Here is a 25867-nt window from a genome sequence, read left to right as displayed (position 1 = left end):
GGTCGGATGGACTGCGCTTTGTTGGACCACACCGCTAGGGGCGAACGCGCATCAGTACCTGCCCAAACTCCACAGGTGTGCCACTGGTTACGTCTATGGACTCGATCGTCCCACTGATCTCGGCCTTGATCTCGTTGAAAACCTTCATGGCCTCGATGACTCCGATGACGCTATCGGGGTTCACACGGTCGCCGACCTTTACAAACGCCGGCGCGTCGGGGTCCGGTGCTGCGTAGAACGTGCCGACCATCGGCGACTTGATGGTGGACAGGCTCGCATCCACCGCGGGGGCTGCCGGTACCGGGGCTGACGAAACCAAGGCTGCCGGAGCCGGGGGGGATGCCGGGGCTGCCGCTGCGGCATGGTCTGCCGGGATGGCTGCCTGAACAGATGCCACAACGGGAGCTCGACCGCCTCGGCGGAGAATGATTCGTTTCTCGCCGTCACGGATCATGACCTCCGACAGGTCGTTCTCGACCATCAGATCCGTCAGGGTTTTGATTTCGTCGATGTTCATTCGGTTTGGATTCCTCGTGTCCGGGAGCTGCCCGAAGCCAGACCTGCTGGCTGGTGGAGGGCGATTCTAGGCGACTCGGCGAGAGAGGGTCAAGAAATGGGCTACTGCGTGTCTTTCCTTACGGTTTGCGGAAGATAGGCGCGATAACTTCGGCGATAAATCGCCGGGATGAAGTTGTAATGTGGTTTCCGACGTAGCCGTGTCGCGTCCACGAAGGGTGCCATCGAACTTCATGGAACTTCTCATGGCGATGATGCCAGCCGACCAGACCGGCTGACGGGGTATGAACTCGATCGGAGGTACCCAGGAGCATCGTTCCCAGACCAAGGAAGAAGTAATCGCCGCGCCCGCCAACGCTGTACAGTCCGCCGGAACAACGTTGCGCCGCAGGTCGAATGTCATAATCGGGAGAAATCGAAGGTGCGAGCAGAATGGCCTGCGCGACGCCGTCAGCGGCGTCGAGCTTCTCAAGCGTTCGGACGGCTACGAAGCATCCACCCGATTGGGCGATGAAGTTGACTGGGGATTGATAAGCCGACCGATGCTGCCGAATGAGTTCTACGAGCACATCAGACTGCTGCTCGTGATGGGCATGGCTCATCAGGTTTCGAAACACGCCGATGACCGGCACGCAGCGATTCCACGGAAAGATCGACACCGCGCCGCGATAGCCGCCCCGAAGCAGGCCCAATCCCATGTCACGGCTGTGTTGGCTGGGGCCTTCGATGCCGCCCAGGACAAAGGTGACGCCGCGTTTACGGCGCTTGGGCGTATCGGCGGTTGGAGGGAGTGGAAACGAACGAAAAAAACGAGCCGCGGCGCTGGTGATTCCCATGAGCGGATCGGCCAGCCCGCCCAGAAACGGCACGATGTCGTGGTACCACGGGTAGGCGCGCGCGCCGGTGGACTGCAACAGGGACACTATGCCCGCTCGATGTATTCCCCGGTTCGCGTGTCGATTTTCACCATTTCGCCGGTCACGATGAACGGCGGGACGCGGACCTTCAGCCCGGTTTCCAGCACGGCATCCTTGCTTTGGTTCGTGGCCGTTGCGCCCTTGATGACCGGTGGCGCTTCGGTGACCTGGAGCACGACGGTGTTGGGCAGTTCCACGCCGACGATCTGGCCGTCGATGCTCTTGGCGATCACTTTCTCGTTGCCCTTCAGGTAACTCTCGGCGTCGGGCATGAGGTCCTTTGAGACGTTGACCTGCTCGTAGTTTTGCATGTCCATGAGAACGAAGCTGTCGCCGTCGCGATAGAGGTACTCGTAGGTGCGGTCTTCGACGTGAGGCGATGGCAGGTCCTCATCCATGTTGAACCGTTGATCGATGATCTGGCCGGTCTGGAAGTTCTTGAGCTTGACCTGCATGTAGCTGCGCCAGTTCCCCTTGGAGACGCGCGATGCTTCGTGCACGATCCAGAGTTTGCTTTCGTATTCAACGCACTGGCCTTTGCGAAGATCGATGGCTTTGGGCATGGTGGCTTTCCTGTGCTGCTCGCCGGCTCCCCCGTGGCCGGTGGAACGTCCGAGAAGTTAACTTGCTGCGAAATCAGACGTTAAAGTGTCGGCGTCGGACCGGGATTCGTCAAGGGGGTGCGGTTCCAAACGGCGGTGCGAATTGTAGTCGCCGCGACGTAACTCTCTGTTATAGTTCAAAATAGAAGCGAGGCAGAATCGAATACCATTCTGCGCATTTCGAGGTTGAATCTAGGGTCTGCATTACACCGTAACGGTGAATCATGCCGTTTCCGGGGAATGCGGGTGCCTGACAACCGCAGGACGCATGGAGCGTCGCGATGTTCCTGGTAGATGCTTTCAAGTTTGTCGGGGCGAAGGTCGCGACGGCGATCATCTTCGCGGGCGTCGCGGCCGGCGGGTACTGGGCCTATAAGAATCCCGAGTCGATCAAGGCGGCCGGCGGAGTCGTGAAGCTCACGATCATCTGGCTGGTCGTGGTGGCGGCGCTGCCGTGGTCGAGCTACTTGTTTATGCGCCCATTGCTGGCGGCACAAGCTCGGATGAACAGCGCGCAGGGCGCGGCGGCCGTGAGCGTTGGGGTGATCGGCGGTTACAGCGTAGTTGACATTCTCTTGGCGTTTTGGCTGGCGGATGGCGGGATCCGCGGCGTGCTGTCGTGGTTCGTGGTGCTGGTTGGTTTCGCCGCAGCGGGGGCTTATAATTTCATCATCTGCGAGTCCCTGGCGCGACACGTAAACGGTTGACGGCAAAAGACCTGCGCGCGGCGGCGATGAGTTCAATGGTCCGCGTCCGCACCCGTCAGTCGTTTGCAACGTTTACAGAACAGGCAAGGGGCGAATCATGACCGGGCCAAAGGCTGGAGAACGAATCAGCGAGTACGTCCTCGATGAACAGATCGGGGTCGGTAGCTTCGGCCAGGTTTGGAAGGCCCACCATCACATCTGGAAAAACGACACGGTCGCCATCAAGGTTCCGACCGATTCGCAGTACGTGCGAAACCTTCAGAAGGAAGGCATCGCCATTCACGGGCTGCGTCACCCGAACATCGTGCGTGCGATCGGCCTGGACCCGTTCGCGGACGTTCCGTATCTGGTGATGGAGTACGTGGAGGGGCTGTCGCTGGCGGGGCTGATCGAGAGGCACCCGCGTGGATTGCCGCCGTCCAGCGTACAACAGATCACGGTGGGGATTCTGCGGGCGCTGGAGCACGCGCACACCAACGGGGTGATCCACCGGGACATCAAGCCGGCCAACGTGCTGGTGGCCGGGGCGGGCCGGAAGCCAGTGGAGACGATTGTCACGGATGACGTGAAGGTGACGGATTTCGGGCTGGGGCAGGCGGGGGAGGTCACCACGGCGAGCATTCTTCAATCGGGCAGCCTTGTTTCCGAGGAGGGCCGCAGCATTTCGGGCACGCTGGCCTACATGTCGCCCGAGCAGCGGGACGGGGGGCAGACCGACAATCGGAGCGATCTGTACTCGGTGGGCATCGTTCTCTTTGAAATGTGCTGCGGCGAGCGGCCCAGCGGAGGAGACCTGCCGTCGCACATCCGGCCGGGCCTGCCGTCGTGGGTGGATGGTGTATTCAGCAAGTTGTATACACGTCGCGATCGGCGGCTGGCGTCAGCGACCGAGGCGCTGGCGATGATTGACGCGGGCAGCGCGCCCCCGATTATTCGCTCATCCGATCATTTGCGTTCGCGGCCGGTCGGGGTCGCGGTGGGTGGGAGCTGCCCGGCCTGCGGCGGGCGCGTCGAGCGCGATGACAACTTTTGCATTCATTGCGGCGCGCAGCTGGTGACGAACCCGCGTCGCTGCGAGCAGTGCGGCGGTTACCCCGCAGCCGATGATCGCTTCTGTGTGTTCTGCGGAGGCGCCCTGCCGGAAAGGGTGGGCTGAAGCGATGGTGTTCTGGTCGACTGGAATCGGCCCCCCGAGCCTGATCGTGATCGGGTTTTTGACCTTGGCGGCGGTGATCACCGTTCTATCGTTGCGCGCCGCGTTTCGAGATATGTGCGAGGAGGGTCTGTCGGACCGAGCGGGCCTCCGGGAGAACGGCGCGCCGCCGGTGATTCACTGGGAATGCGATCGTGGTCGATGCCGCGCCGCCAACCCGCCGTACGCGAAGTTCTGCCGCATGTGCGGCCGCCCGCGCGGGCGGTGAGGCGCGATCAAGGAGCGCTCGCGCGAGCGATCGAACATCGGTATGGTCCGTGACCGATCAGGAGATCGGTCTCATCGAGTCGTTCGGAGGATCGTTTATTGAAGTCGGCTGCGGAACACGCGCTGGAAGTCGAGTCGGCCTTTCTGGCCGGCGCGGCGGCGAACCTGAAGGCGGCCGAAGGGCGCGTCATTTCGGGAAAGTGGTTTCGCCGCGCCGATCACGATCGCGCCGAGGCGTTGCGCGCGGCGATGATCGATCGGCGGATGTTTGATCGCGAGCGGTTGTCGCGCCTGCCGCACGGGCGCGGGTTCACGGTGCGCGGGTTTGATCGGCGCTTCCTCTTCGGGAAGAAGCTTCGCAGCGTGGCGGTGGCGAGCGTGCTGTGCCCGCCCGGTCCGCTGCTGGACGGCAACGAGAATCCGCCGCCGGTGACGCTGGCGGAGGTGACGGCGCACGTGCGCGAGCTGGTGACCGACGGCAAAGCCCCGCACCTGATCGGCGTGTGCAGCCCGAGCGGGTTTGAGGAGAGCGTCTATCACGCGAACCTCGATCTGCACAACGTGCGCGTCGTGCTGGTCGCGCCGCGGCCCGGCGGGGGTTGGCGCGTCGCATCGACCGGTCGGCAACTCGATGAACGGCTGCTGCGCCTCTTCGACCCCGAAGACGTCGGTGAGAAGGTCGCGCGCGTCCGCCGGGAGATTGAGAACCGCCGGACCGACCTGCTGACCGGCGGTCTGTCGGCCGATAGCATGGCGCGCCGGCTGGAGCTGCCGCTGCCGCTGGTGCGCCAGGCGTTCGAGGCGGTCGCGCGGCAGGACGACGAGCTGCGCGTCAGCCGGCAGGATGGAGACGTTTATCTGTATCGCGGAGCGCCGGCCGATCCCGGCAAGGAGAACGATTCAATGTCGCTGGCCGAATGGATCAAGAGCCTGTTCTCGCGCGAGGGCGACGAGGCGAAGAAGATCAACGTCCTTGCCGAGCGGCGTGCGGCGTTGTCGGGCCGGCTCGACCGGATGTATGACGACATCGCGCGGCTGGAGAAGCGCGAGGCCGACATGGTGGAAGAGGGCAAGAAACAGTCGTCGCAGGTGGCGAAGCGGCGTCTGGCGTCGCAGATCGCGCACCTTCGCAAGGACATCTCCCGGTGCAACACGAGCGCGTCGATCCTCTCGAAGCAGATCAACATCATCAGCACGCACATTCACAATCTCGAGTTGGCCCGCACCGGCACGGCAGCGGAGATGCCGACGAGCGAGGAGCTGACCGAGGCAGCGGTGAACGCCGAGGAGATGCTCGAACAGCTTTCTGCGAACGATGAACTCGTGAGCGGGCTGGAAGTGGGCCTGGCCGAGACGTCGATCTCCGAGGACGAGGCGGCGATTCTGAAGGAACTGGAAGGCGATGCGGCGGTGGCCAGATCAACGAACGCATCGAGCACAAGCGCGGATGCCGCGCCGCCGTCGCGTGCGAGCGGCCAGAAAGATCGCGGCCCGGCGCAGGCGGAGGGTTGATGCCTTGCGTTCGAGGCGGATGGTCCGTGTGCGGAACCTCCGAGCCGCGATCGTCCGGGAGCGTCGAGTAACGCCGGTACGGGATGGGTCGTTTCGCCTTGGCGCGGACGATGCGATGAGACGAATCGAAGGTTGCGCCGTATTCACCGGCGAGACGCCGGTGCCACGGGGCATGAAGGGTGGCTTGAATGGGACTGTTTGACTGGCTGACGAAACGCGGCAAGGCGCTGTCACAAATGACGCGGCAGGAGCTTCGTCGTCAGGAGCTGCTCCTGGACCGCGAGCGTCAGCAGTTGCATAAGAAGATTCAGGACGTCGCGGCGAAGAAGCAGGAGATATTCCAGCGCGGGCGCGAGGAGAAATCGCCCGAAGTGCGGCGCATGCTGGCGCAGGAGTTCGACCTGAAGACGACCGAGCAGTTGATGATGGGTCGGCAGCTCAACATCCGCTCGAAGGAGTATCTCACCGTTTCGCGCATGCGCATGCTGCGCGAGAACGCCGACCGGGCGAAGGCTCGCGGCTCGCGGCTGGGGCTGATCTCCGAGAAGGATTTGATCGCGCTGGAGAAGATGATCGCCAACGATTCGATCACGTCGGAGATGTACCAGGAGCGTCTGGACGACATGTTGCAGGTGTCGGCGACAGATGGCGAGAGCATCCTGACGCCGGGGTCGAAGCAGGTGCTGGACGTGTGGGAACAAATGGACACGGGCCTGATTTCCGACGAGGGGCAGGCGTTTGACGAGGCCGAGCGTCGCGTGCGCGAGCGGCATCAGCAGGCCGAGGGCGCGTCGTGACGCGGAATTGACCGATGGCATTTGACGTATTCGTCGATTGCAGCAAGGACCGAGCGCGGTGGGCGCTGATGCAGTTCGCCCTGCGCCGCGGCATGCGCATCGTCGAGCCGTGGTACCTCGATGGCGTGCGGATCGAGGGGCCGCCCGCGCCGTCACGCGGTGGTTGGGAGAGCCATCGGCCAAGCTGGGGCGACCGGGTGAACACGTTTCTGCTTAACTGGCCGAGCGACCGGCCCGCCGTGGACATCGAGTTTTCGCGCAAGAAGGGGCGCACGGTCGTGAGTCTGTCGCCGGGTTCGAGGGAGGATTGCCTGATGCTGGCCCATCGCATCGAGGCGTTCTTGCGTGACGAGGCGGCGCAGGCGGCGCGATCGCCGGCCGTTTGCCCGACCTGCCAGGCGCCGGTCGAAGTGGTGACGGCGAATTACTGCGCGCGATGCGGCAAGCGGTTGAGCATGAACGCGACGGATTACCCGCCGCAGCGACGCAAGCAAACAGAGGCCGCACCGACCTCGGAGGAAGCGATCGAAGCGAACGTGCCGCCGGAAAGGTCAGACGCTTCTCCGGTGCCGATCGCATCCTCGGCGGTGTCGCGACCGATTTCCGTGGAATCGGCCGAAGCGAGTGAGCCACGGATCGAGCGGGGCGTGGCGATTGAGCGTGATGAAGCGGTTGAACCGGCGGTTGCGATCGAGGCGCCGACGATCAACGCGGAAACGCATGGCGCGGCCGGCGAAGCAGAACCGGCACGGCAGGGCGGTCGCGCGCGCGACGCCGAGGCCGTCGTTGAAGATTAGCAAAGAGCTGATCGCGCGAGCGATCGAAACCGGACGCACGAGGACGTGACATGAGCCTGTTCAAGAGTTCCGAAGAGCGCCGCATCGAGCGGGACATCAAAATTCGCCAGGGCATCCGGCGGATCGAGAAGTCGATCGCCGAGCAGAACAAGTTCACCGACGAGTTCGTGAAGAACGCCCGCCGCGCCAAACAGATCGGCGACAATGCGCAGTATGTCTTCATTCGCAACTCACTGAAAAAGACGGCCACGGTGAAGAAAATGCTTGAGCGGCAACTGCTGGCCGTGAAGAACGCGCTGATCATCAAGCGCCAGGCCGAGGCGAGCAGCGATTTTGCCGAGGCGATGGGCACCATGGCCCGCGAGATCGCCCGCATGTTCGGCGAGACGGACCTGGTGCGCACGCAGACGGAATGGGAAAAGGCGATGGCCCAGAGCCAGACGATGGAAGAGCGGATGACGATGTTCCTCGAGACGGTGGAAGACATCGCGGCGAAAGACACCGAGCATGTTCCGGCCGAAGTGGTGACCGACGCCGAGATCGACGCGATGATCGACGCCGAGAGCGAGGCGGAACATGCGAAGGATGTGGACGAGCTGGATGCGCTCCGGGCGGAGTTGAACGAAGTGAAAAACGCCGGGGCGAAGGAGACGAAGTAATCAGTCAAGAATGCAAACTGATCAGCGCATTAATTCATTATGACCATCTCCTACGACACCTTCGAACGCCTCAAGACTCGCGGACTGGCGGCCTACAAGGCCGGCAACGATGCCGAGGCCAAGCCGTTTCTCATGCAGGCGGCGGATGCGATGAACAAGATCGCGGCAGGCTTTGGAGTATGCTGTGGAAACGGGTGACGTTATGGTGCAATTCAATCCGCATAACAAACTGTCGGATGAAACCCTGACGATTGCTGTGCGCCGGCTGGTCGAAGCGCTATCCCCTCGTGCGATCTACTTGTTCGGTTCGCATGCGCGCGGTGTGCCCAGAACAGGCAGCGACGTCGATCTGATGGTGCTGCTGGAAAGCGATTGCATAAGCGGGGATGACTATCGAAAGGCCTATGCTGCCGTTCGACCGAGTGGGTTGCCGATTGAGCTTCATTTCAGCACGCAGGAGCGATTCAATCGCTATGCCGACGTATTCGGCAGCTTTCAGCACGAAATCCGGCAGAAAGGAATCAGGCTATATGCCGCCGAAAGTTGAACTCGTGCGCGATTGGATGGCAGCGGCTCGTCAGGATTTGCAAGCGGCAGATGTCCTGCTTGCCTCGACGCCGCCGCTGCCGGAGTCCGCTTGTTTTCACCTTCAGCAAGCCATTGAGAAGGCGCTCAAAGGGGTTCTACTTCTCAACGATCAACGGCCTCCGCGAACGCATGATTTGATCGACTTGATGGGCCTCTGCGAACGATGGCTTCCCGGCCTGAACCAGGTAGCAGGGCTTGGGAATGGCTCACAACCTGTGCGGTTGATCTGCGCTATCCCGATTCTGCTTCGCGTGTGATTCCTGAAATGGTCACCGAAGCTGTCGTCGCGGCGCACCAGATGCTTGATTTTATTGTCGGAGGCTTGCCGGCGGAAGCCAGGCCTCGAGGTTGACACGGATACCATTTTTCTCGGCGGTTATGACCATCTCCTACGACACCTTCGAACGATTGAAGACTCGCGGACTTGCTGCGTACAAGGCCGGCAACTATGCCGAGGCCAAGCCGTTTCTCATGCAGGCGGCGGATGCGATGATCAAGATCGCGGCCGAGACCGGCGATCCGACGCGGCGGCAGCGGCGGAAGGTGATGGCGGCGGAGTTGATCGAGTTCGCACGGCAGTGCGACGAGCGCGCGGACCAGAAGCGCGCCTTGCGCCGCGCGGCGGCGAGCGATGGCGACGACAAGGGCACCGATGCCTCCGATTGGGTCGTGCGCGAGAAGCCGTCGGTCCGCTTCGACGACATCGCCGGGCTGGAGGATGTGAAGCACGAAATCCGCATGAAAATGATCTACCCGTTCAGCCACCCGGAGCTGGCAGCGAAATACGGCATCGCCACCGGCGGCGGCCTGCTGCTCTACGGCCCGCCCGGCACCGGCAAGACGATGATCGCCAAGGCCGTCGCGGCCGAGATCGACGCGACGATGTTCGTCATCAGCCCGGCGCAGGTGTTGAGCAAATGGGTCGGCGAAGCGGAGCAGAACATTCGCAAGTTGTTCACCGCGGCGAAGGCCGAACGGCGTTCGATCATCTTCATCGACGAGATCGAGGCGCTGGTGCCCAGCCGGCGCGATTCGAACAGCAGCGTGATGACGCGCGTGGTACCGCAGATTTTGCAGGAGCTGGAGGGCTTCGATCGCAACGCAAAATCGAATCCGCTGTTGTTTGTCGGCGCGACCAACGAGCCGTGGGCGCTGGACAGCGCGGTCATGCGGCCGGGTCGATTTGATTCGAAGGTGTACGTGCCCTTGCCCGATGCGCCGGCGCGATTCAAGCTGGTGGAGATTTATCTCGGCAAGCGCCCGCTGGCCGACGATGTGGATTTCGGCGAGATCGTTGAACGGCTCGACGGCTACAGCGGAGCCGACGTCAAGGCGATTGCCGAGAAGGCAGCGACGATTCCGTTCATGAGCGCGATCGGCGGCGGCGAGCCTCGGCCGATCAGCCGGGCCGATATTTTCTCGGTGATCGAGCAATTGCCGCCAAGCGTGAACAAGAACGACCTGCTGCGTTTTGAACGGTTCCGCGCGGGGGGGTAGGACTCATCGGAGTGTCGCGCATCGGGATTCGCATGCGATGCATCGTGTCATGGTTGATGCTGAAGCCGGCGGATAGCCCTCCGTCGGCTTCGCCGTTCTATAATTCGCCGAGCGGGCTTTCGTACCCTCGGTCGGCCTCGTTGAGGAATTCATGCCACGATTCGATCTGGACAGGTTCACGCGCGATCCGCAAGCGGTCGCGGCCGTCACGTTCGCATCGGATGTTTTTCCGCTTCTCTCCCGGCGCGTCACCGTGCCGGCGTCGTGCCTGGCGCTGGCGTGGGCGGACGGGGATCAACCTGAATTACTGCGAGCCGGTGCGGAGATCGAGAGCGGCCGCTGGCGGCGCATCCTGATCGCGCGGACCGATCCGCTTCCGTTGACGTTCGAGTTTCGCGGTCTGCCGTCCTCGGACGGATTCGATTTCATCGCGAAGGTTCATCTGCGCGTGCAGCTAGTGCCGCATCGCGACGAGTTGGCGTCGTTCCACCGCGCCGTCGTCGGCAGCGGTGAGCGCGTCACGCTCGACCAATTGCAACGCCATTGCGAGGAAGTCGTGCGGCGTGAAGCAGCCGACTTCGCCGGCACGCGGACCGCCGCGGAACTGGCGAGCGTCGCCACATGGGAAGCATTCGATGCCGCGCTCGCCGAGCGGTTCAAGCCGTTCGGCTTTTCGAGCGGGCTGGGCCTGTGTGCCGACGTGCGGGTGGAGTTCGCGTCCAGCGCGTTTGAGGCCGCTCGGCACGATGAGCGCTTCGCCGAGCAGCGCCGTCAACGACTCGAAGAAGAAGCGTCTCTGCGGAAGATGGCGGCAGCTTCGCGGGAGGCGCATCTGGCGTCGCTGGCCTCCATGCTCGACAAGGTCCGCGCGATGGCGGGGGAATCGGGCGAGGCGCGCGTCGCGGAATTGATTCGCACGTTTGACGCCGGCCAGCGCGCCCAGCTCTATGCCGGCTTGCTGGCGCAGCCCGCGTCGCGCCGAACGGCGCTGATCCTGCTCGTCGCGGGAGATGAGTTGCTGGCGGTCGATCCGGCGTCGCCGCATCAACTGGCGTGGCGGCGGCGGCTCGAGGGTGACATCGGCCCATTGCGTTCGGTGCGGGTGATGGAATCCGTCGGTGCGCGCACGGTGCTTGTTGGCGCGCGGCGTGGTGTGTACTTGCTGAATGGCGAATTCAGCCTGACGCGCCAGTTTGCGTTTGACCAACCCGCATCGCCGCGCGGCGGCGTGAACGCGGCTGTTCTGCTCGGCGAGCGGCTCTATGCGACGCATTCCGAGGCCGGGCTGCGGCGATGGGCGGTGCACGCCGCACCGGGAGAGTCCGGCGGCGCGGCGGCGGCCGACGATGGCACGGCGTGCCTCGAGCAGTTGACCGTTGGCGCGAAGAGCGTGCGCGACGTGCAGTGCGATGGCGCGGGCGCGATCTGGTTTTCGATTGATTCCCGCGTCGCCGGCTGGCGGCCCGATTCCGCCGAAGCGCCGGTGCTGCTGACCGCGCCGGCGGAAGTGACGGCGCTGTGCGTCGCAGAGGGCTGGGTCTTTGCGGGGCTGAAAGACGGGCGTCTGCTGCGCTGGCCGACGCGCGCGCCGCACGATCTGGCGGAGCTGCGCGGTCCGACGGGTCACGCCGTGGAATCGCTGCACTGGCTGCCGGGGGGAGGGATCGCGCGGCTGCTGGCGGCGGATCGCCGCCCGGTGCTGGATTTGCTGGTGATCGGCGATGCCTATCGCGGGGAATATCGGGCGGCGGTGCCGCTTCGCTGGGCGTGGGCGGCGGATGATTGGATCGCGGCGGTGAACGACAATCGCGACAGATTACTATTATGGCGGCCCAGCGAGCCGCAGTCGCCTGCGGCCATTGTTCCGGTGGGCCAGTTGTGCGGCAACACGATTCAGGACGCGGCGATGCTGCTTGCCTAGAAGTTGTTCCAATGCTTCCTCTGCCTTCCGGGGCGAGGGATGGAGCGAGGGTGAAACGTTTCGTACGAACCGCTTTTCCCCCTCACCCGACCTCTCCCCCAGAGGGGGAGAGGAGTGTTGAAACCGGTTCTAGCGATTTGCCAGATTCTGGTCGATCGCCAGCGGGATTTCGCCGTAGGTGGGGAATCGCCCGACCTGCTTCTTGCTGAAGATCAATTTGCCGTCGAGCGTCACGTCGAAGACACCTCCACCGCCGGGGGTGAGTTCGCATGTGACTTTGTCCTTGCCGTATTTCTGCGTCAGTTCGGCCACCAGACCGGTGGCTTGGGGCAAGTAGTTTCACTGCTGGCAGTAGGTAATGTGAATCTTCATTGCGTGCCTCCGTGTGATGCGTGGTTAAGAACCGCCGAACTCGGGGTCCAGCGCGCTCGCCCGATCGGTCGCGCGGCCCTTACAGCGTAGGCATGGCCGCCGCGAAAATCAATTTCATCGTCGCCCCGTCGCCTGCTGCTTGTGCGTCGCGTCGGCGAGGGTCTTCTTCTCCCGCTCGGTCAGGCTTTGAATCCCATTCTGGTGGACCTTTTCCAGGATGCGATCGACTTCTACCTGAAGCGATGCCGCGGCGCGGCGCCGGGCCTCGTACGCGTTCCGCTCCCGACGCTCCTTCCAGTGTGACCAGCGGCGCGACCAGCTCGCTCCGCGATAGCCCCAGGCCACGCCGAACGCCATGCCGGCGAGGTGGCACGCATCGCCGCCCGCGTTTGATCCGCGCGTGAACAGGTTGAAGGCGTACAGAACGGTGAAGATCAGCACGGCCGTACGAATGGGCACGGGGAAAAGCACGAGAATCAACCGAATGCCGGGATAGCGCACGGCGCAGGCGCCGAGCACGGCCAGAACGTTGCCGGATGCGCCGACGAGGGTCGCTTCGCGCGCGATCCAGTTCACCGATGTAAGAAGCAGGTAGAGGGCGACCGCAAACACGCCACCAAATGTATAAAAACGGAAGAACCGCTTTGGTCCCAGGTCTCGCTCCAGGTACATGCCCAGAAAGTAAAGACCGAGCATGTTGAAGAACACGTGGCCCAAACCCTGCGGATCATGCAGGTAGGTGAACGTTACGAGCCGCCAGACTTGCCCCTGCAAGACCAGGTCCGTCCGCATTGACAGGGATTGAAAGACTGGACTGCGATCGCCGCCGGTAAAAAGGCAAAGCATCCACAGGGCGATGTTGGCGCCCATGATCCATTTGATCGTGCGACCCGGTGCGGGCAGGCCGCCGAACCAACTGCGGAGACCTCCCGATTGCGGCGAATCGGAATCGTACGCGTAATCCCGATGCTCCCAGCTCATGGCCGCCCCCTTCCGTTCCAGACCAGCAGCGTGATGATCGTTTTCGCGTCGATGATGCGCCCGTCGAGTGCCATTTTTATGGCATCATCCACCGGCGTCGGCACGACGTCCAGGTCTTCGCCGGCATCGAGATTCTGCCGCGTCGGCGACAGATCGCGCGCGACGTACGCACGAATCAACTCGCTCAAGATCCCCGGCGACGGGTGGAACTCGCAAAGTTGCTCAATTCGCCCGGCGCGGTGACCCGTCTCCTCTTCCACCTCGCGCGCCGCGGCCGACTCCGGCTCCTCGCCCGGCTTGTCCAGCGTTCCGGCCGGTAGCTCCCACAGCACCTTGTCGACCGACGGCCGAACGTGCCGCAGCATCAGGCAGCGTCCGTCGTCCAGCAGCGGCAGCACGACGACCGCGCCGGGATGCACGACGATCTCTCGCAGATGGTCCCGGCCATCGCGTCCGCGCACGGATTTGCGTACGACGGAGAACTTGGGGCAGGTGAGGAGTGTTTCCATACGATGGGAACCTTATCGGAACCGCAGGCCTTGGGCATTATAGAGAGTCGAAGTCGAGGAGCGATTAGCTTCGCAAGTGACTGCAACATATGCAGTTAGCGTTGTCGCGCGTGAAAGGCCAATCGGTGGGGAATAGGAAGGGGCTGTTCAACAGGCTAGCCTGCGGGGTCGCCCCTTGTTCGACCGCCGCGAGCCACTAAAATGCATGGCTCGAAACAGGACTTTCAACAAGGCAACAGGTGACTCCGTGAAGCCCGACATTCATCCGAAGTATTACAAGACGACCGTGACGTGCGGCTGCGGCCATTCGTTTGAGACCGGCAGCACGCGCGAGAAGATCGCCGTGGAAATCTGCTCGGCGTGCCATCCGTTTTTCACCGGCACGCAGAAGTTCGTGGACACGGCCGGCCGCGTCGAGAAGTTCCAGAAGAAGTTCGGCTCGAACTACTTCAAGGGCGGCAAGAAAGGCGAACCGAACAAGGCCTAGCGTCGGCAGGATCGTTTCAGCGCGCCGCGGTCTCTTTTTGGAGACGGCGGCGTTTTTCTTTTTGATCGCCGCGGGTTTTCATTATCGCACGGCTTATCTGCATGTCCGACGAACTGAACAAACAACTCCTGACCCGGCTTGATGCGCTGGCAGCGCGATACGAGGCGCTCACGACGGAAATGTCGGACCCGGCGACGGCGTCGAATTCCGCGAAGATCGTGCGGCTCGCCAAGGAGCATCACAATCTCGGTCGCTTGGTGGAGCCGTATCGCGTGTACCGCGATCTACTGCGCCAGCTTGACGAGACGCGCGCGATGGCGGAAGACCCGTCGGGCGATGCCGAGTTGCGCGAGATGGCGCGTGAGGAGCTGCCGCAGTTGGAATTGCGCGTGACCGGTCTCATGGAGGAATTGATCGCGGGCCTGCTGGCGGGCGACGATGCAAACGTCGATTCGATCATCATGGAAATCCGCGCGGGGACGGGCGGCGACGAGGCCGCGCTGTTCGCGGGCGATCTGTTTGAGATTTATTCGCGTTACGCCGCGGCGCACGGCTTCAAGGTGGAGGTGATCGATGCCTCGCCCGGTGACCACGGCGGCTATCGCGAAGTGATCTTCAACGTGAAGGGACCGGGCGTTTACACGCACCTCGGTTACGAAGGCGGCGGGCATCGCGTACAGCGCGTGCCCGTGACCGAGACACAGGGGCGCATTCATACGTCCGCGGCGACGGTGGCCGTTTTGCCGGAAGTGGAAGAGACGGAGTTCGAGATCGACTGGGACAAGGACGTACTGGAGCACGTCAGCGCGGCGGGCGGTCCGGGCGGTCAGAATGTCAACAAGGTGGCTTCCGCGATCAAGCTCGAACACAAGGCAACGGGCATCACCGTCTCCATGCGTGATGAGCGCAGCCAGCACAAGAATCGCGCCAAGGCCCGGCGTCTGCTGGTCAGTCGCGTCAAGCAGCATTACGATGAGATCGAACGGGCCAAGCGCGATTCCACGCGCAAAAGCATGATCGGTTCGGGCGACCGCAGCGAGCGCATCCGCACTTACAATTTTCCGCAGAATCGCTGCACCGACCATCGCATCAACGAGAGCTACCCCCTCGAGCAGATCGTCAACGGGGAATTGGACGAACTGATCGCCGCGCTGCGCAAACTCGATCATCAGCAGCGTCTGATGGCGGCCGCGGTCGATGCCTGACCACGCCGGAAGAAGACGGCGCGAACCGACCCTCTTGCGAGTTACTCCGCCGGTGCGTCGTACTGGGCAGCCGCCTCCAGCGGTTGCGGTTCGGCCGGCTCGGGCGGTTTGGGAAAGAGACCGCGCAGGATTTCCTTGAGACTTCGCAGGGGTTGGGGGTGGATCGTCGGTTCCTCGACGGTGCCGCGGAGGCGCACCTCCATCAACTCGCGCGAGGCGCCTTCAAGCAGGTCGGTCAGAAACGGAACGCGAATGCGCACCGGACTGCCCGCCAGCAGGGTGACATCCAGCTCGCGCGTGGCGAGGTTCATGGTGCCGCCGCCGACAAACGACACGGCCCGCCCTTGCAAGTCAATTGTTTGCAGGGTCAGCGTATTCTTCGACAGGAAGAACTTCAGTCGACCATCGTGAAACACATTCTCATCCGGCGTCAGATTCAGCACCTGGAAAATCGCGAAGAGCAGGGGAAGCTTCCAAATCTGTGCCGAGCGCACATACAACTCCCCCGCGCCCTCACGATAGGCCGCCGTTCCTCCGCGCCCCCGTAGAATAAGATTTCCGTAGATATCGCCTCGGGCCTGCAGCATGTCCGAACGGGTGCGGTTCGTCGCGGCGGTGCGGCTGGTCGCCGATCGCCCGGATGGTTCGGGATCGGCCTTCGCCGGTTCCGAAGCGGCGAGGTATTGGTTCACTTGCAGATCGTGCGCCGTGATGGACGCGCGATACCGGGGCTCGCCGCGGCCCAGATCAATCTCCGCCACGCCAGTCACCTGTCCGCCGTACAGCCCGGCTGCGGCCTCATCAATCTGCACGTTGTGCCGGCCCGCCTCCATCAGCACGTTCGCCGTCAAGTCTTCGAGCGGCCAGCCGGCCAGCGCAATCGTGCGCAGTGCGGCCCGCAGGTTCAGCGACACGCCCTCGACCGGATCGACGCGTCCGCTGCCGCGCACGGAGCCTGCGGCGTCGCGAATCGCGAGGCCCAGATCGGCCTGGCCGCCGCGGATAGTGAGACTCCCATCAAAATACCAGGTCATCCGATCGGTTGCGTCGGGGGCGAATCGCAGCGGATCGAGGTACAGATCGACCGTGCCGCGCGCCTGGACCGACCGCAACGCCGTACAAAGATCGCCCGGCAGCGCCGCGAAGAGGGAATCGTCGAGTTTCAGATCGGTCGCACGGAGCGATAACAGACCCGCCGGGCGCGGTGCTGACAGATCGATGTCTCCCGTGACGCGAAACCGCCCGTCGCCGAGTCGCCCGGTCAGGCCGAGGATCTCCACGCGCTGCGGACCGATGCGGACCTCGCCGGATAGACCGGTGAGCGGCAGGGGGAGGGCATCCAGTCGTGCGGCGCTCTCGCGGACCGTCAGATGCGTCTGATGGTGCGTCTGCAACTTGCCATCGCGCGCGAGGCAGTGCAGATGAGTCCGCGCGGCCACCGTGCCGCTGGGATTCAGCGCCTGCCATACGGACTGAAGGCTTGCCGGAAAGGCCGTGTACAAGTCCTGGTCCAGCGGCAGCGACTCGCAAGCCAGCGACAGGTCGGCGGCAAATCCGCCATCGTCGCGCCGCCTGACATCGCCGGTGACGCAGATCGCGGCCTGACCGTGTCGACCTTGTGCGCGAAGGATCGATACGCCTTCGGGTTGGATCAGCACGTCGCCGGTCACGTCTTCCACGCGATAAGGAAAGTCGCGATAACAGATCAAACCGTCGCGTAGCGTGAGGCGAAGGTCGTACAGCGCGGTCGGCTCGGTACGACGCAGAAGAATGGTCCCGTTGACATCGACGCGGCCGCTCGGTTGAAACTGGGCGAAGGCGCCGCGGCCCTCCGGCGGGAGGATTGATGCGAGGGCGTCATCCAGCGGCACGCCGAACGCCTGGACGGTCAACTCCGACTCGGGCGGGGCGTCTGGATGAAACGCAGTGCGCCCATGGAGGCGGATGACCGCGTCACCCCGGCGGCCGACCAGCTCGTGAATCTCAACCAGGTCGTCTTCGATGGCGAGGCGGCCGCACACGTCGGAAATTTCGTAGCGATTGGCGATCGAAAAGGCGCAAGTCACCGGCGACACGTCGACGCGTGTCCGCCAGGGCGGCTGCTGCGATTCGTCGGCGCTGCCCGCGCGCTCAAGTCGCACATTGAGATCCACCGCGCCGGTCGGGGTGATGCGGCGCCAGGCTGCCTGGTGGTGTGGAGAGAGCGCATCGCGCAGTTCGTCTTCCAGGGGAACGTTTCGACCGCGGATGTCGACCGCCACCTGCGACCAGAAGCGTCGTTGATCGACGGTGCCGTGAAAGCTCAACGCCGCGGGACCGTGCCGGCCGTTCAGGCCTTCGATGCGAACGATCGGCCCGTCGAATCGGAGCAAGCCGGTGAGATCCGTGACCTCGTAGGGGAACCAGGCCGATCGCGCGCGGACGCCGAGTGGTTTGAGGGTGCCGTGGAGGTCCAATGAGGCGTGCTCGCCCGGCGCGCGGCGGAGTTGCAGGTCCACGTCGAAGACGCCGTGCGGATCGTAGTCGACGAAGATTGCGCGAAGCACATAGGGCACGGACGGATCATGGAGAAGTTCCGCGCGCACAGGACCTTCCGGAGCGGGCAGCGCCGCGGCGGTGAATCGCACGTCGAACCCCATTTCACCGAGGGGCCGGTCGGCCGCATCAACCGTGCCTTCAAGCTGGCATGTGGCATCGTTTACCATCCCGGCGACGTCCAGTTCGAGCCGCGTACCGCTCCATTTGAGCCGGCCCTGCACGCCGGTCATGGTCACGGCGGAGTCGAATCCTTCGGGCAGGCCGGCGGCGGTCGCGTTGGCGGGCTGCGTCGCCGTGATCCCCGAACGCAGCATGGAGAGCGGAATGCGACAGCGGACGTTGCGCAGGGCAATTTCGTAGTTGCGCTCCATGGCCGCGCTGGCCTCGTAGGTCATGCGCGTGAGCTTGACGTCGCCTTGCAGATCGATCTGCTCGAAGAGCTGCTGCGCCGCCTTGGGCAGTTGCAGTCGCACCGTGCGCGCGTCCACGAACGGCGCGTTGGTGACGGTCTTGGCTCCGGGGTCGAAGACAACAGTCGCGTGTTCGGCCGGTTCGCTGTATCGCCGGACTTCGATGAAGTAACCGGTTTCAGAAGTGGGATGCGGCCGAACGTCGGCGTCGAGTTCCTCCTCGCGCACAACCGGCGCGGCGTCGTGCGAGAGGCTGGCGACGATGGCGCGGGCCGATCGGACCCGCACCTTTGGCCGGTGCCCTCCGCCCGCGGCGCCGCGTGGTCGCTCGCTGCGCCCGAAGAACTGCCAGTTGTGCGCGCCGGTATCGACGTTTTGAAGAAACCGGATGCGGGGTTCGACGGCGATGAGTTCTTCGACCCGAAGCCGACCGATGAAGAGCAGCCAGGGATTGTGGATCAGTTGAATGGACTCGGCGGAGACGATCTGCCGATCGTCCGGATCGATGGCGCGGGGGTCCAGTTCGGGCTTGTAGGGCGTGGCGATTCGGACATCTCGCAGGGTGATGCCACCGAACAAACTGAACCGCGCGCTGCCGACGCGCACCTCGCACCCGGTCGCGTCCTGGAGAAACTCCACCACGCGCTGCTGGATGGCGCGATCGCGCGTCATCGCGGTGTACCAGATTCCGCCCAGAAGGATGAACAAAAGCATGGCGAGACTTGCACGGTAGCGCGTCAGGGAGACCGGGTGGCGGTCCACGGCCCGGCGTTCGATCCAGCGCCGTCGACGCTGGCGGCGCGCTTCGGCAGAGGTCATTCCAATCAATGCCATCGTTGACAATCTAGACGTTGCTGCGAGGCTGGTCCAGACGAAGCCGCGCCCCCGCGCCGACCACTGCCAGAATCATCAGCAGGGGCATCGCCGGCATGCGATACCGCACGGACCCGACGAATACCATGTGGATCGCCGAGAAATAAATCGCCGGCACCAGCAGGAACAAGAGCGTCCAACCTTGACGACGCAGACGCCAGATTCCAGCGACCGCGAGCGCGAAGATCGGCGCGACCGTGAGCCAGCCGACGGCGGCATAAAGGGGGGATTCGTAACCCGGCGCGTTGAGCGTGATCGACCAGGTGCGCCGCAACTTGGCCCATGCGAGCGCGAGCGTTTCCTGCGGGTGGGCGCGCGCCCAATCGATTGCGGCGCGGCGATAGACGGCGTCGCGCTCGGCTTCGTCGGCGTGGGCATCGACCGGTGGATACACGATGCGGTCCATGCCCGGCGAGCCGTCGGCCCAGGGGCCCAGCGCCTCCAGCAGGCTCGCGCCGCCGCCGACGCGCGTGGGGATCAATCGCCCGAACAGCCGCTCGTTTCGCAGGATGTTGGGGGCGAGCACCGCGCCGTAGAGGAGCATCGCCGCGATCGCGATGCGCGCTTTGTGCGGGGTCGGTCCGTTCGTGAAGTGCCATATTAATGGCAACACCAGAATCGGCAGCAGCAGGCTTGTGCTGCGCGTGAGTGTCGCCAGGCCCAGCAGGATGCCCGTCGCGCCGGCACAGGCGAACGCATCCGGCAACGTGCCCTGCTCCCGAAGTCGGGCCAGAAAAAGCCACGCGCCCATGAGCAGGGCGATGTACAAGATCTCGGTGAGGACAAGCCCGTGAAAGAAGAGGAGAATCGGATGGGTCGCGAGCAACGCCGCCGCGACCAGGGCCGCGCGGTCGCTCACCCATCGGCGCGCCACGGCGGCGGTCAGAGCGACGATCACGACGCCCAGTACGGCCTGCACCCCGCGCGCGAAGCGGCAAACATAGACATCATCCGTCATACCGAGCCGAATCGGGATGGACAGCACGAGCGGATAAAGCGGATCGGTTCCCGCGCGGAGGTCGGCCGATTCAATCGGGCCGTTGCCCGCTGCGATGTTCCGCGCGACGCGCAGGTAACGGTGCGAGTCGGGATAATCAAAACGCTCCGGCTGCCATTCCGCCCAGGTGATGACGCCAAGTTGGCAGCAGAGAGCGCCGAACAGCACCCAGGCCAGCCGCCGTCGAAACGTGTCGACCGATGGTCTTGCATCGCTCAATGACCCGCGCCCTCCAGCGTCGAAGCGAGCCGCCGGCTGGACTTGCGACGACGGCTTGCACGCTCCCGGCCGAGTGCCTGCTCCGAGCCGCGACCGTGAGGGATCGGGTTCGACGCGCCGCGCCCGCCGATCTCTCTCCGGCTCGCGCAAACCCATTCGCCACTACGTTCAAAGCAGCCTCCGGGCAGCTCGACTCGTCGTCGCCGGCCATCCATCCGGAGCAACTTCGCCACCGCGTCGATCCGCTCGGCGGTCATCGAACAGCGCGGCCACCCAAGGCGATTCAACAGGAGCACGACGGCTTCGCGCTGGATCGCCGTCGGCAATTCGAGCAGCGGCGTCACCGAGATCACACACGACGCAACGGCTTCGGGGTACGTGAATCGCCCGGCCGCAGCGCGCCCGCATTCGTCGGCCGCGCGCTTGGCGCGGTTCAACGCTCCCCGCGCCGAACGGCGGATCGCCGTTGACGCTGCGCGCGCCTGATCGCCAAGGCGGACCAGTGCCTGCTGCACACGTGGATTCACGTCGCGCGCGAGCCGAGGCAGGACGTCGTGGCGCAGGTGGTTCCGCGTGGCGGCCGACGGATCGGCGTTCGTGGGGTCGTCCAGAAAACTCACACCGCGCCGGCGCAGATAGGCGTGCAGCGTTTCGCGCGTGAACGAAAGCATCGGTCGAACAATACGAATGTCGCTGTTTGGATGGAGTCGCCGGCGCCGCGGAATCCCGGCCAGGCCGCGCAGGCCCGTACCGCGCAGGATGCGGTGCAGGACGGTCTCCGCCTGGTCGTCGGCGTGATGAGCCACGGCGATGTATCGCGCGCCATGACGCTTCGCGACCTCGGCCAGGAACGCATAGCGGCGCGCGCGGCCGGCCGTTTCCACGGACTGTTTCGCGCGCCGGGCAAGCGCTGCCACATCGGCGACGCCGTCCACACAGGGAAGTGCCAGCTTCGCGGCGACGGACTCGACAAACTGCCGTGTCGCCGCCGAGTCGGCGCGCAAACCGTGGTCCAGATGCGCCACGATCAGCCGCCAGCCGCACTGCTTGCGCCGGTTGATCTCGTGCAGCCCGTGCAGCATGGCCAGCGAGTCGGCTCCGCCCGACACGGCGCAGACGACGGCCTCACCCGGCGGCAGCAGGTCGCGCGACGATTCGTACAAACGCCGATGAAAATGCCGAATGTCCATTTGGCTTCTTGAATCGGATACAACGTAACACGGCGAATGCGTCAGCGTGATTCGGAAACTGCCTCGCCGACCGTGACCTGCACGACGGCCGCTGCCTCCTTGCGCCGCAACTGCCCGCAGGCTGCGTCGATGTCCAGCCCGCGCGACGTGCGCACGTGGGCGTTCACGCCGCGCTCGCGCAGATGCCGCTGGAACGCCGCCGTGGATTCGCTTGTCGGCCGTCCATAGGGCAAGCCTTCGACCGGATTGTAGCGGATCAGGTTCACGTTGCAGCGAAGCCGGCGGCAGAAAGCGGCGAGCTGCGCCGCGTGCTCCGGTCGGTCGTTGACCCCGTGCAGCAGGATGTACTCGAGCGTGATTTCGCGCCCGGTCTTTTCAAAATAGTGCCGGCAGGCCGCGGTGATCTCCTGGAGTTGAATCTTCTCCGCCCAGGGAATCAACTCCGCTCGAAGTGATTCGTTCGGTGCGTGCAGGGACAGGGCCAGCGTCAGTTGCAGCCCTTCGTCCGCGAGGCGGCGAATCTGCTTCGGCAGGCCGACCGTGCTGATGGTGATCTTTCGCGCGCCGACGCCCAGCCCCCACGGCGCGTTGATCGCCCGCGCCGCCTTCAAGACATTCTCATAATTCGCCAGCGGCTCGCCCAGGCCCATGAACACGACATTCGTCAGACGTTCGCCGCCGGCCGCCGCGACCTCGGCACGCACCCGCAATGCCTGCTCGATGATCTGTCCGGCGGTGAGATTCCGTTGCAGGCCGTCCAGCCCGCTGGCACAGAAGCGACAGCCGACCGGACAGCCGACCTGCGAGCTGATGCAGGCGGTGTACCGACCCTCCGCCGGCACGGGAATGAGGACGCATTCGGTTGTTGCGCCGTCAGGCCAGGAGAGCAGCAGTTTGACCGTGCCGTCGCCGGATGCGGCGCGGCGCGTGATCGCGGAGGCGTACAGGTCGTATCGCGCGGCGAGTTTCTCGCGCAGCGGCTTGGACAGATTCGTCATCTGCTCGAACGACGTTGCCCCGCGCTCGAAGACCCACTCGAAGACCTGCTTGGCGCGGAACGCCGCTTCGCCGGCGGACTTGAATTGCTCCGTCAGCCCGGGCAGGTCGTGATCCAGCAGATGGTCGCGCGGTGTTTGCATGCAATCACAGTACGCGAGCGGCACGACGCCGGTGTTATGGTGCGAATCTCGCCAACACCACGTTGAAGCCCACGGATTGCAATCCGTCTGCTTCGGCGCGCAACGCCGCCATGCGGCTACTCCGAAATCAGCGTGCCGATCTTGGCGCTCGAGACGGCTCGCTTCATGTTGCCGGGCTGCATGAGGTTGAACACGCGGATCGGCACGCCATGACGCTGGCAAAGATCAACCGCCGACACGTCCATCACGCGCAGCCGCTGATCGATCACCTGATTGTAGCTCAAGATCGGCATGAACTTCGCGCGCTTGTCCTTCTTCGGATCCGCCGAGTACACGCCGTCCACCTTCGTCGCCTTGAACAGCACGTCGGCGTTGATCTCGACGGCCGCCAAGGCCGCGGCCGTGTCGGTCGTGACGTAGGGGCGACCGGTGCCTGCGGCGATGATGACGACGCGACCTTTCTCCAGGTGCCGGATGCAACGGCGACGGATGTAGCTTTCACAGGCGCTGTGGATGGCGATCGACGATTGCACGCGCGTCGGCTGGCCGAGGTCTTCGAGCGTGTCCTGCAGCGCGAGGGCGTTGATGACCGTGGCGAGCATGCCCATGTAGTGCGCGGTGGCCTCTTGAATGCGCAGGGCCGAGGCGGTTGTCTCGCCGCGGAGAAAGTTCCCGCCACCCACGACGATGGCCACCTGCACGCCGGTTTTGGTCACGGAGATGACTTCCTCGGCGATTCGTCGTAGTGCACCGCCGTCGATTCCGAACCCGCCGGGATGCCCGATCCCCTCACCGGAGATCTTCAGCAGCGCGCGGCGGATACCGCCCGACTTTCTTCCGGACTTTGCTTTCGATCGTCCTGTCTTTGGCATGGTCGTATGCACTCGCGCATAAAAAAAGCCGCTTACGCGGCTTTGGAAAAAACTAGTTCATTGCTCCCACTTCCATCTTCGTGAACGACTTGATCGTGAACCCGTGCTCCTTCGCATAGGCCCCGACCGTCTTCTTGTCGTCCATCACGAACGGCTGCTCGACCAGCACGCGCTCGCCGAACCAGCGGTCCATCTTGCCGCTCACGATCTTGTCGATGATCTGCTCCGGCTTGCCCTTGACCTCCTCTTTGAACTTGGCCCGGGCGGCTTCGACCTCGGCCGCCGGAACATCCTCGCGCGTCAGGCCGGTGATCAATTGCGTCGAAGCAATGTGCATGCAGATATGCCGACCGGCCTCGCCCGGAGCGCCGTCGCAACCGATGGCCGCGCCGACCTTGCCGTTGTGATGCACGTAGGCCGCGCCGATGCCCGATACGAGCTTGGCCCGCTGCACGTTCATGTTCTCTTTCAGCTTGCCGAAGGCATCCACCAGATGATCGTTCACCGTGCGACCGTCGGGGGCCTTGGCGGACTTGATCTTCTCCCCATCGGTCAGACCGCTGTCCAGCGCGGCCTGGGCGATCTGGTTGGCCAGCTCGCGGAACGTGTCGTTCGTCGCGACAAAGTCCGTCTCGCAGCGTACTTCACACAACGCCGCGCCTTTTTCATTCGCAAAGATGCCAATGCGGCCGTTGGCGGCCTCTTTGTCGGCGCGGACGCTCATCTTGTCGGCGAACTTCTTGCGCAGAATCTCCAGCGCCTTGGCTTCGTCGCCGCCCGCTTCGACGAGAGCGTTCTTGCAGTCCATCATGGCCAAGTCGGTCTTGGCTCGAAGGGTTTGTACCTGTTTCGCGCTGATCTCCGGCATGGGTGTTCTCTCCTGGGTGCAAATTCCACAGCCCGGCAGACCGGTGGGTCGCATCGGTGTTGTACGCCGCGCCGACCGGACGCCGCCGGCGACGCAACCTGTTCTCATTATTGTAACGCCCGAAGGGCGGGCCGCCCGCTCGAGTCAGACCGGCTACGACTGGGCGACTTGCGTTTCGGCGCCGCTGGCGATCGCACCGGACTCGCCGGCGTCGTCCGTCGCGGTTCCGCTGCCCGATTCCATCGCCGCGATTTCAGAGGTCGACAGGCGCCTGGACCGCCGCGGACGCGCCGTGCCGGGGCCGCCGGCCGAATCGCCGCCACCCTCGCCGGGCGCCGGTCGACTGCGCTTGCCTTCCTCGATGGCGTCGGCCAGTTGCGTCACGATGATGTCAATCGCGCGCATGGCGTCGTCGTTGCCGGGGATCACGATGTCGGCCGAGTCCGGATCACTGTCCGTATCGACCAGGCAGATCGTCGGGATGCCCAGCTTGCGGGCCTCCTTGAGTGCGATGTACTCGCGCCGCACGTCCAGCACCACCAGCACGCCGGGCAGCCGCGTCATGCGTCGGATGCCGTCGAGATTGCGGGTGATTTTCTTGCGTTCCCGGTCCACCATTGCGCGTTCCTTTTTGGTGAGCGCGGCGATGCGACCGGTCGTCTCGTAGCTTTCCAGCTCTTCGAGGCGCGCCAGACGGGAGCGAATGGTTTTGAAGTTCGTGAGCGTGCCGCCGAGCCATCGTTCGTTGACGTAGTGCATGCCTACGCGCTGTGCCTGCTTTGCCACGGTCTCTCGGGCTTGTCGCTTGGTGCCGACCAGCAGCACATCGCTGCCTTGGGCAACCATCGCGCCGAGAAACTTCTTCGATCGAAGCAGACCTTTGATGGTCTCGCGAATATCGATGATGTGAATTCCATTCCGCTTGCCGAAGATGTACGGGGCCATCTTGGGGTTCCACCGGCTCACACGGTGGCCAAAATGCACGCCCGATGCAATCAACTCGCGGACCAACTCCGATGACAATCGTCACCTCCCTTGCAGCTCAAATGTTGCACACGGTATTCGATGGACGAATACGCACGATTTCGGCGAACCTGCAAGCTTAAGCCACTTGCCCCGGTGCGTCAACCACAGCCCCCGCCAACTTCAAGCCCCCGCCGTACACAACCCGGCCCCTCCATTGGGTTTAGGCGCGATTCACGACCCTTTTCCACTATCCACCCATGCCTTGGCGGTGCCGACGGGTAGCCTGCACCACCGCCCACGCCCCCTAC

At 64.0% G+C, this 25867-nt stretch carries 27 protein-coding genes; 14 read left to right on the top strand and 13 right to left on the bottom strand.

The features are described 5' to 3' along the window. Nucleotides 1–34: 34 nt before the first annotated feature. From accB to efp, 3 genes are all read right to left on the bottom strand, one after another. Complete coding sequence (accB, locus tag HRU71_07670) at nucleotides 35–517, bottom strand: acetyl-CoA carboxylase biotin carboxyl carrier protein (protein QOJ03374.1); 483 nt, start codon at nucleotides 515–517, stop codon at nucleotides 35–37. A 118-nt stretch (nucleotides 518–635) separates the two neighbouring features. Next, nucleotides 636–1439, bottom strand: a complete 804-nt coding sequence (locus HRU71_07665; protein QOJ03373.1) for a hypothetical protein — start codon at nucleotides 1437–1439, stop codon at nucleotides 636–638. After that, nucleotides 1439–1996, bottom strand: a complete 558-nt coding sequence (gene efp, locus HRU71_07660; protein ID QOJ03372.1) for an elongation factor P — start codon at nucleotides 1994–1996, stop codon at nucleotides 1439–1441. Before efp ends, HRU71_07665 begins: the two co-directional genes overlap by 1 nt. 320 nt (nucleotides 1997–2316) lie before the next feature. On the opposite strand from efp, the gene HRU71_07655 reads away from it, so the two are divergent. The 12 genes from HRU71_07655 to HRU71_07600 all read left to right on the top strand — a co-directional run bounded on the left by HRU71_07655 (nucleotide 2317) and on the right by HRU71_07600 (nucleotide 11933). Further along, nucleotides 2317–2742: a hypothetical protein gene (locus HRU71_07655; GenBank protein ID QOJ03371.1), complete on the top strand. Its 426-nt coding sequence runs from the start codon at nucleotides 2317–2319 to the stop codon at nucleotides 2740–2742. 97 nt (nucleotides 2743–2839) lie between these two features. Then, a complete protein-coding gene (locus HRU71_07650) occupies nucleotides 2840–3898 on the top strand; it encodes a protein kinase (GenBank protein QOJ03370.1) in 1059 nt (352 codons plus the stop codon). A gap of 46 nt (nucleotides 3899–3944) precedes the next feature. After that, complete coding sequence (locus tag HRU71_07645; GenBank protein ID QOJ03369.1) at nucleotides 3945–4163, top strand: hypothetical protein; 219 nt, start codon at nucleotides 3945–3947, stop codon at nucleotides 4161–4163. A gap of 98 nt (nucleotides 4164–4261) precedes the next feature. Then, the gene (locus HRU71_07640) at nucleotides 4262–5674 is read left to right on the top strand and encodes a hypothetical protein (GenBank protein ID QOJ03368.1); all 1413 of its coding nucleotides are present in this window, start codon (nucleotides 4262–4264) and stop codon (nucleotides 5672–5674) included. A 188-nt stretch (nucleotides 5675–5862) separates the two neighbouring features. Continuing rightward, a complete protein-coding gene (locus HRU71_07635) occupies nucleotides 5863–6471 on the top strand; it encodes a hypothetical protein (GenBank protein ID QOJ03367.1) in 609 nt (202 codons plus the stop codon). Nucleotides 6472–6485: 14 nt separating this feature from the next. Further along, nucleotides 6486–7268 (top strand): hypothetical protein, encoded by a 783-nt coding sequence (locus HRU71_07630; GenBank protein QOJ03366.1) that lies wholly within the window; start codon nucleotides 6486–6488, stop codon nucleotides 7266–7268. Between the two features lie 50 nt (nucleotides 7269–7318). Then, nucleotides 7319–7927, top strand: coding sequence for a hypothetical protein (locus HRU71_07625; protein ID QOJ03365.1), 609 nt, complete (start codon nucleotides 7319–7321; stop codon nucleotides 7925–7927). Between the two features lie 39 nt (nucleotides 7928–7966). Further along, nucleotides 7967–8125 (top strand): hypothetical protein, encoded by a 159-nt coding sequence (locus HRU71_07620; GenBank protein QOJ03364.1) that lies wholly within the window; start codon nucleotides 7967–7969, stop codon nucleotides 8123–8125. A gap of 4 nt (nucleotides 8126–8129) precedes the next feature. Next, on the top strand, nucleotides 8130–8474 hold the full coding sequence (locus HRU71_07615; protein ID QOJ04950.1) for a nucleotidyltransferase domain-containing protein: 345 nt from the start codon (nucleotides 8130–8132) through the stop codon (nucleotides 8472–8474). Then, nucleotides 8458–8772 (top strand): HEPN domain-containing protein, encoded by a 315-nt coding sequence (locus HRU71_07610; protein ID QOJ03363.1) that lies wholly within the window; start codon nucleotides 8458–8460, stop codon nucleotides 8770–8772. The genes HRU71_07615 and HRU71_07610 overlap by 17 nt, the downstream gene beginning before the upstream one ends. Before the next feature lie 121 nt (nucleotides 8773–8893). Then, entirely contained in the window at nucleotides 8894–10012 is a 1119-nt protein-coding gene (locus tag HRU71_07605; protein QOJ03362.1) for an ATP-binding protein, read from the top strand. A gap of 151 nt (nucleotides 10013–10163) precedes the next feature. Continuing rightward, nucleotides 10164–11933 carry a hypothetical protein gene (locus tag HRU71_07600; protein QOJ03361.1) on the top strand — a complete coding sequence of 590 codons (1770 nt, stop codon included), beginning with the start codon at nucleotides 10164–10166 and terminating at the stop codon, nucleotides 11931–11933. A 129-nt stretch (nucleotides 11934–12062) separates the two neighbouring features. Here the strand turns inward: HRU71_07600 and HRU71_07595 are convergent, their stop codons facing one another. The 3 genes from HRU71_07595 to HRU71_07585 all read right to left on the bottom strand — a co-directional run bounded on the left by HRU71_07595 (nucleotide 12063) and on the right by HRU71_07585 (nucleotide 13795). Continuing rightward, on the bottom strand, nucleotides 12063–12266 hold the full coding sequence (locus tag HRU71_07595) for a SelT/SelW/SelH family protein (protein ID QOJ03360.1): 204 nt from the start codon (nucleotides 12264–12266) through the stop codon (nucleotides 12063–12065). A gap of 153 nt (nucleotides 12267–12419) precedes the next feature. Then, nucleotides 12420–13286, bottom strand: a complete 867-nt coding sequence (locus tag HRU71_07590) for a rhomboid family intramembrane serine protease (GenBank protein QOJ03359.1) — start codon at nucleotides 13284–13286, stop codon at nucleotides 12420–12422. After that, on the bottom strand, nucleotides 13283–13795 hold the full coding sequence (locus tag HRU71_07585) for an NUDIX hydrolase (protein QOJ03358.1): 513 nt from the start codon (nucleotides 13793–13795) through the stop codon (nucleotides 13283–13285). The genes HRU71_07590 and HRU71_07585 overlap by 4 nt, the downstream gene beginning before the upstream one ends. Before the next feature lie 247 nt (nucleotides 13796–14042). Here HRU71_07585 and rpmE point away from each other — a divergent pair, with 247 nt between their 5' ends. Further along, entirely contained in the window at nucleotides 14043–14282 is a 240-nt protein-coding gene (gene rpmE / locus HRU71_07580; protein QOJ03357.1) for a 50S ribosomal protein L31, read from the top strand. 101 nt (nucleotides 14283–14383) lie between these two features. Then, entirely contained in the window at nucleotides 14384–15487 is a 1104-nt protein-coding gene (prfA, locus tag HRU71_07575; protein ID QOJ03356.1) for a peptide chain release factor 1, read from the top strand. Between the two features lie 41 nt (nucleotides 15488–15528). Here the strand turns inward: prfA and HRU71_07570 are convergent, their stop codons facing one another. The 7 genes from HRU71_07570 to rpsB all read right to left on the bottom strand — a co-directional run bounded on the left by HRU71_07570 (nucleotide 15529) and on the right by rpsB (nucleotide 25616). Beyond that, the gene (locus HRU71_07570) at nucleotides 15529–19254 is read right to left on the bottom strand and encodes an AsmA-like C-terminal domain-containing protein (GenBank protein ID QOJ03355.1); all 3726 of its coding nucleotides are present in this window, start codon (nucleotides 19252–19254) and stop codon (nucleotides 15529–15531) included. Nucleotides 19255–19279: 25 nt separating this feature from the next. Then, nucleotides 19280–20524 (bottom strand): glycosyltransferase family 39 protein, encoded by a 1245-nt coding sequence (locus tag HRU71_07565; GenBank protein QOJ03354.1) that lies wholly within the window; start codon nucleotides 20522–20524, stop codon nucleotides 19280–19282. Continuing rightward, on the bottom strand, nucleotides 20521–21714 hold the full coding sequence (tilS, locus tag HRU71_07560) for a tRNA lysidine(34) synthetase TilS (protein QOJ03353.1): 1194 nt from the start codon (nucleotides 21712–21714) through the stop codon (nucleotides 20521–20523). Before tilS ends, HRU71_07565 begins: the two co-directional genes overlap by 4 nt. A 41-nt stretch (nucleotides 21715–21755) precedes the next feature. Next, nucleotides 21756–22853: a 23S rRNA (adenine(2503)-C(2))-methyltransferase RlmN gene (gene rlmN, locus HRU71_07555; GenBank protein QOJ03352.1), complete on the bottom strand. Its 1098-nt coding sequence runs from the start codon at nucleotides 22851–22853 to the stop codon at nucleotides 21756–21758. A 116-nt stretch (nucleotides 22854–22969) separates the two neighbouring features. Continuing rightward, a complete protein-coding gene (locus HRU71_07550; GenBank protein ID QOJ03351.1) occupies nucleotides 22970–23725 on the bottom strand; it encodes a UMP kinase in 756 nt (251 codons plus the stop codon). Between the two features lie 52 nt (nucleotides 23726–23777). Continuing rightward, nucleotides 23778–24593: a translation elongation factor Ts gene (gene tsf, locus HRU71_07545; GenBank protein ID QOJ03350.1), complete on the bottom strand. Its 816-nt coding sequence runs from the start codon at nucleotides 24591–24593 to the stop codon at nucleotides 23778–23780. 153 nt (nucleotides 24594–24746) lie between these two features. Continuing rightward, complete coding sequence (rpsB, locus tag HRU71_07540) at nucleotides 24747–25616, bottom strand: 30S ribosomal protein S2 (protein QOJ03349.1); 870 nt, start codon at nucleotides 25614–25616, stop codon at nucleotides 24747–24749. Nucleotides 25617–25867: the final 251 nt, after the last annotated feature.

It is taken from the genome of Planctomycetia bacterium (assembly GCA_015200345.1).
Lineage (GTDB): Bacteria > Planctomycetota > Phycisphaerae > UBA1845 > UTPLA1 > PLA3.
Note: the sequence above shows the minus strand (reverse complement) of the source record. Positions and strands in the feature narration are given on the sequence as shown.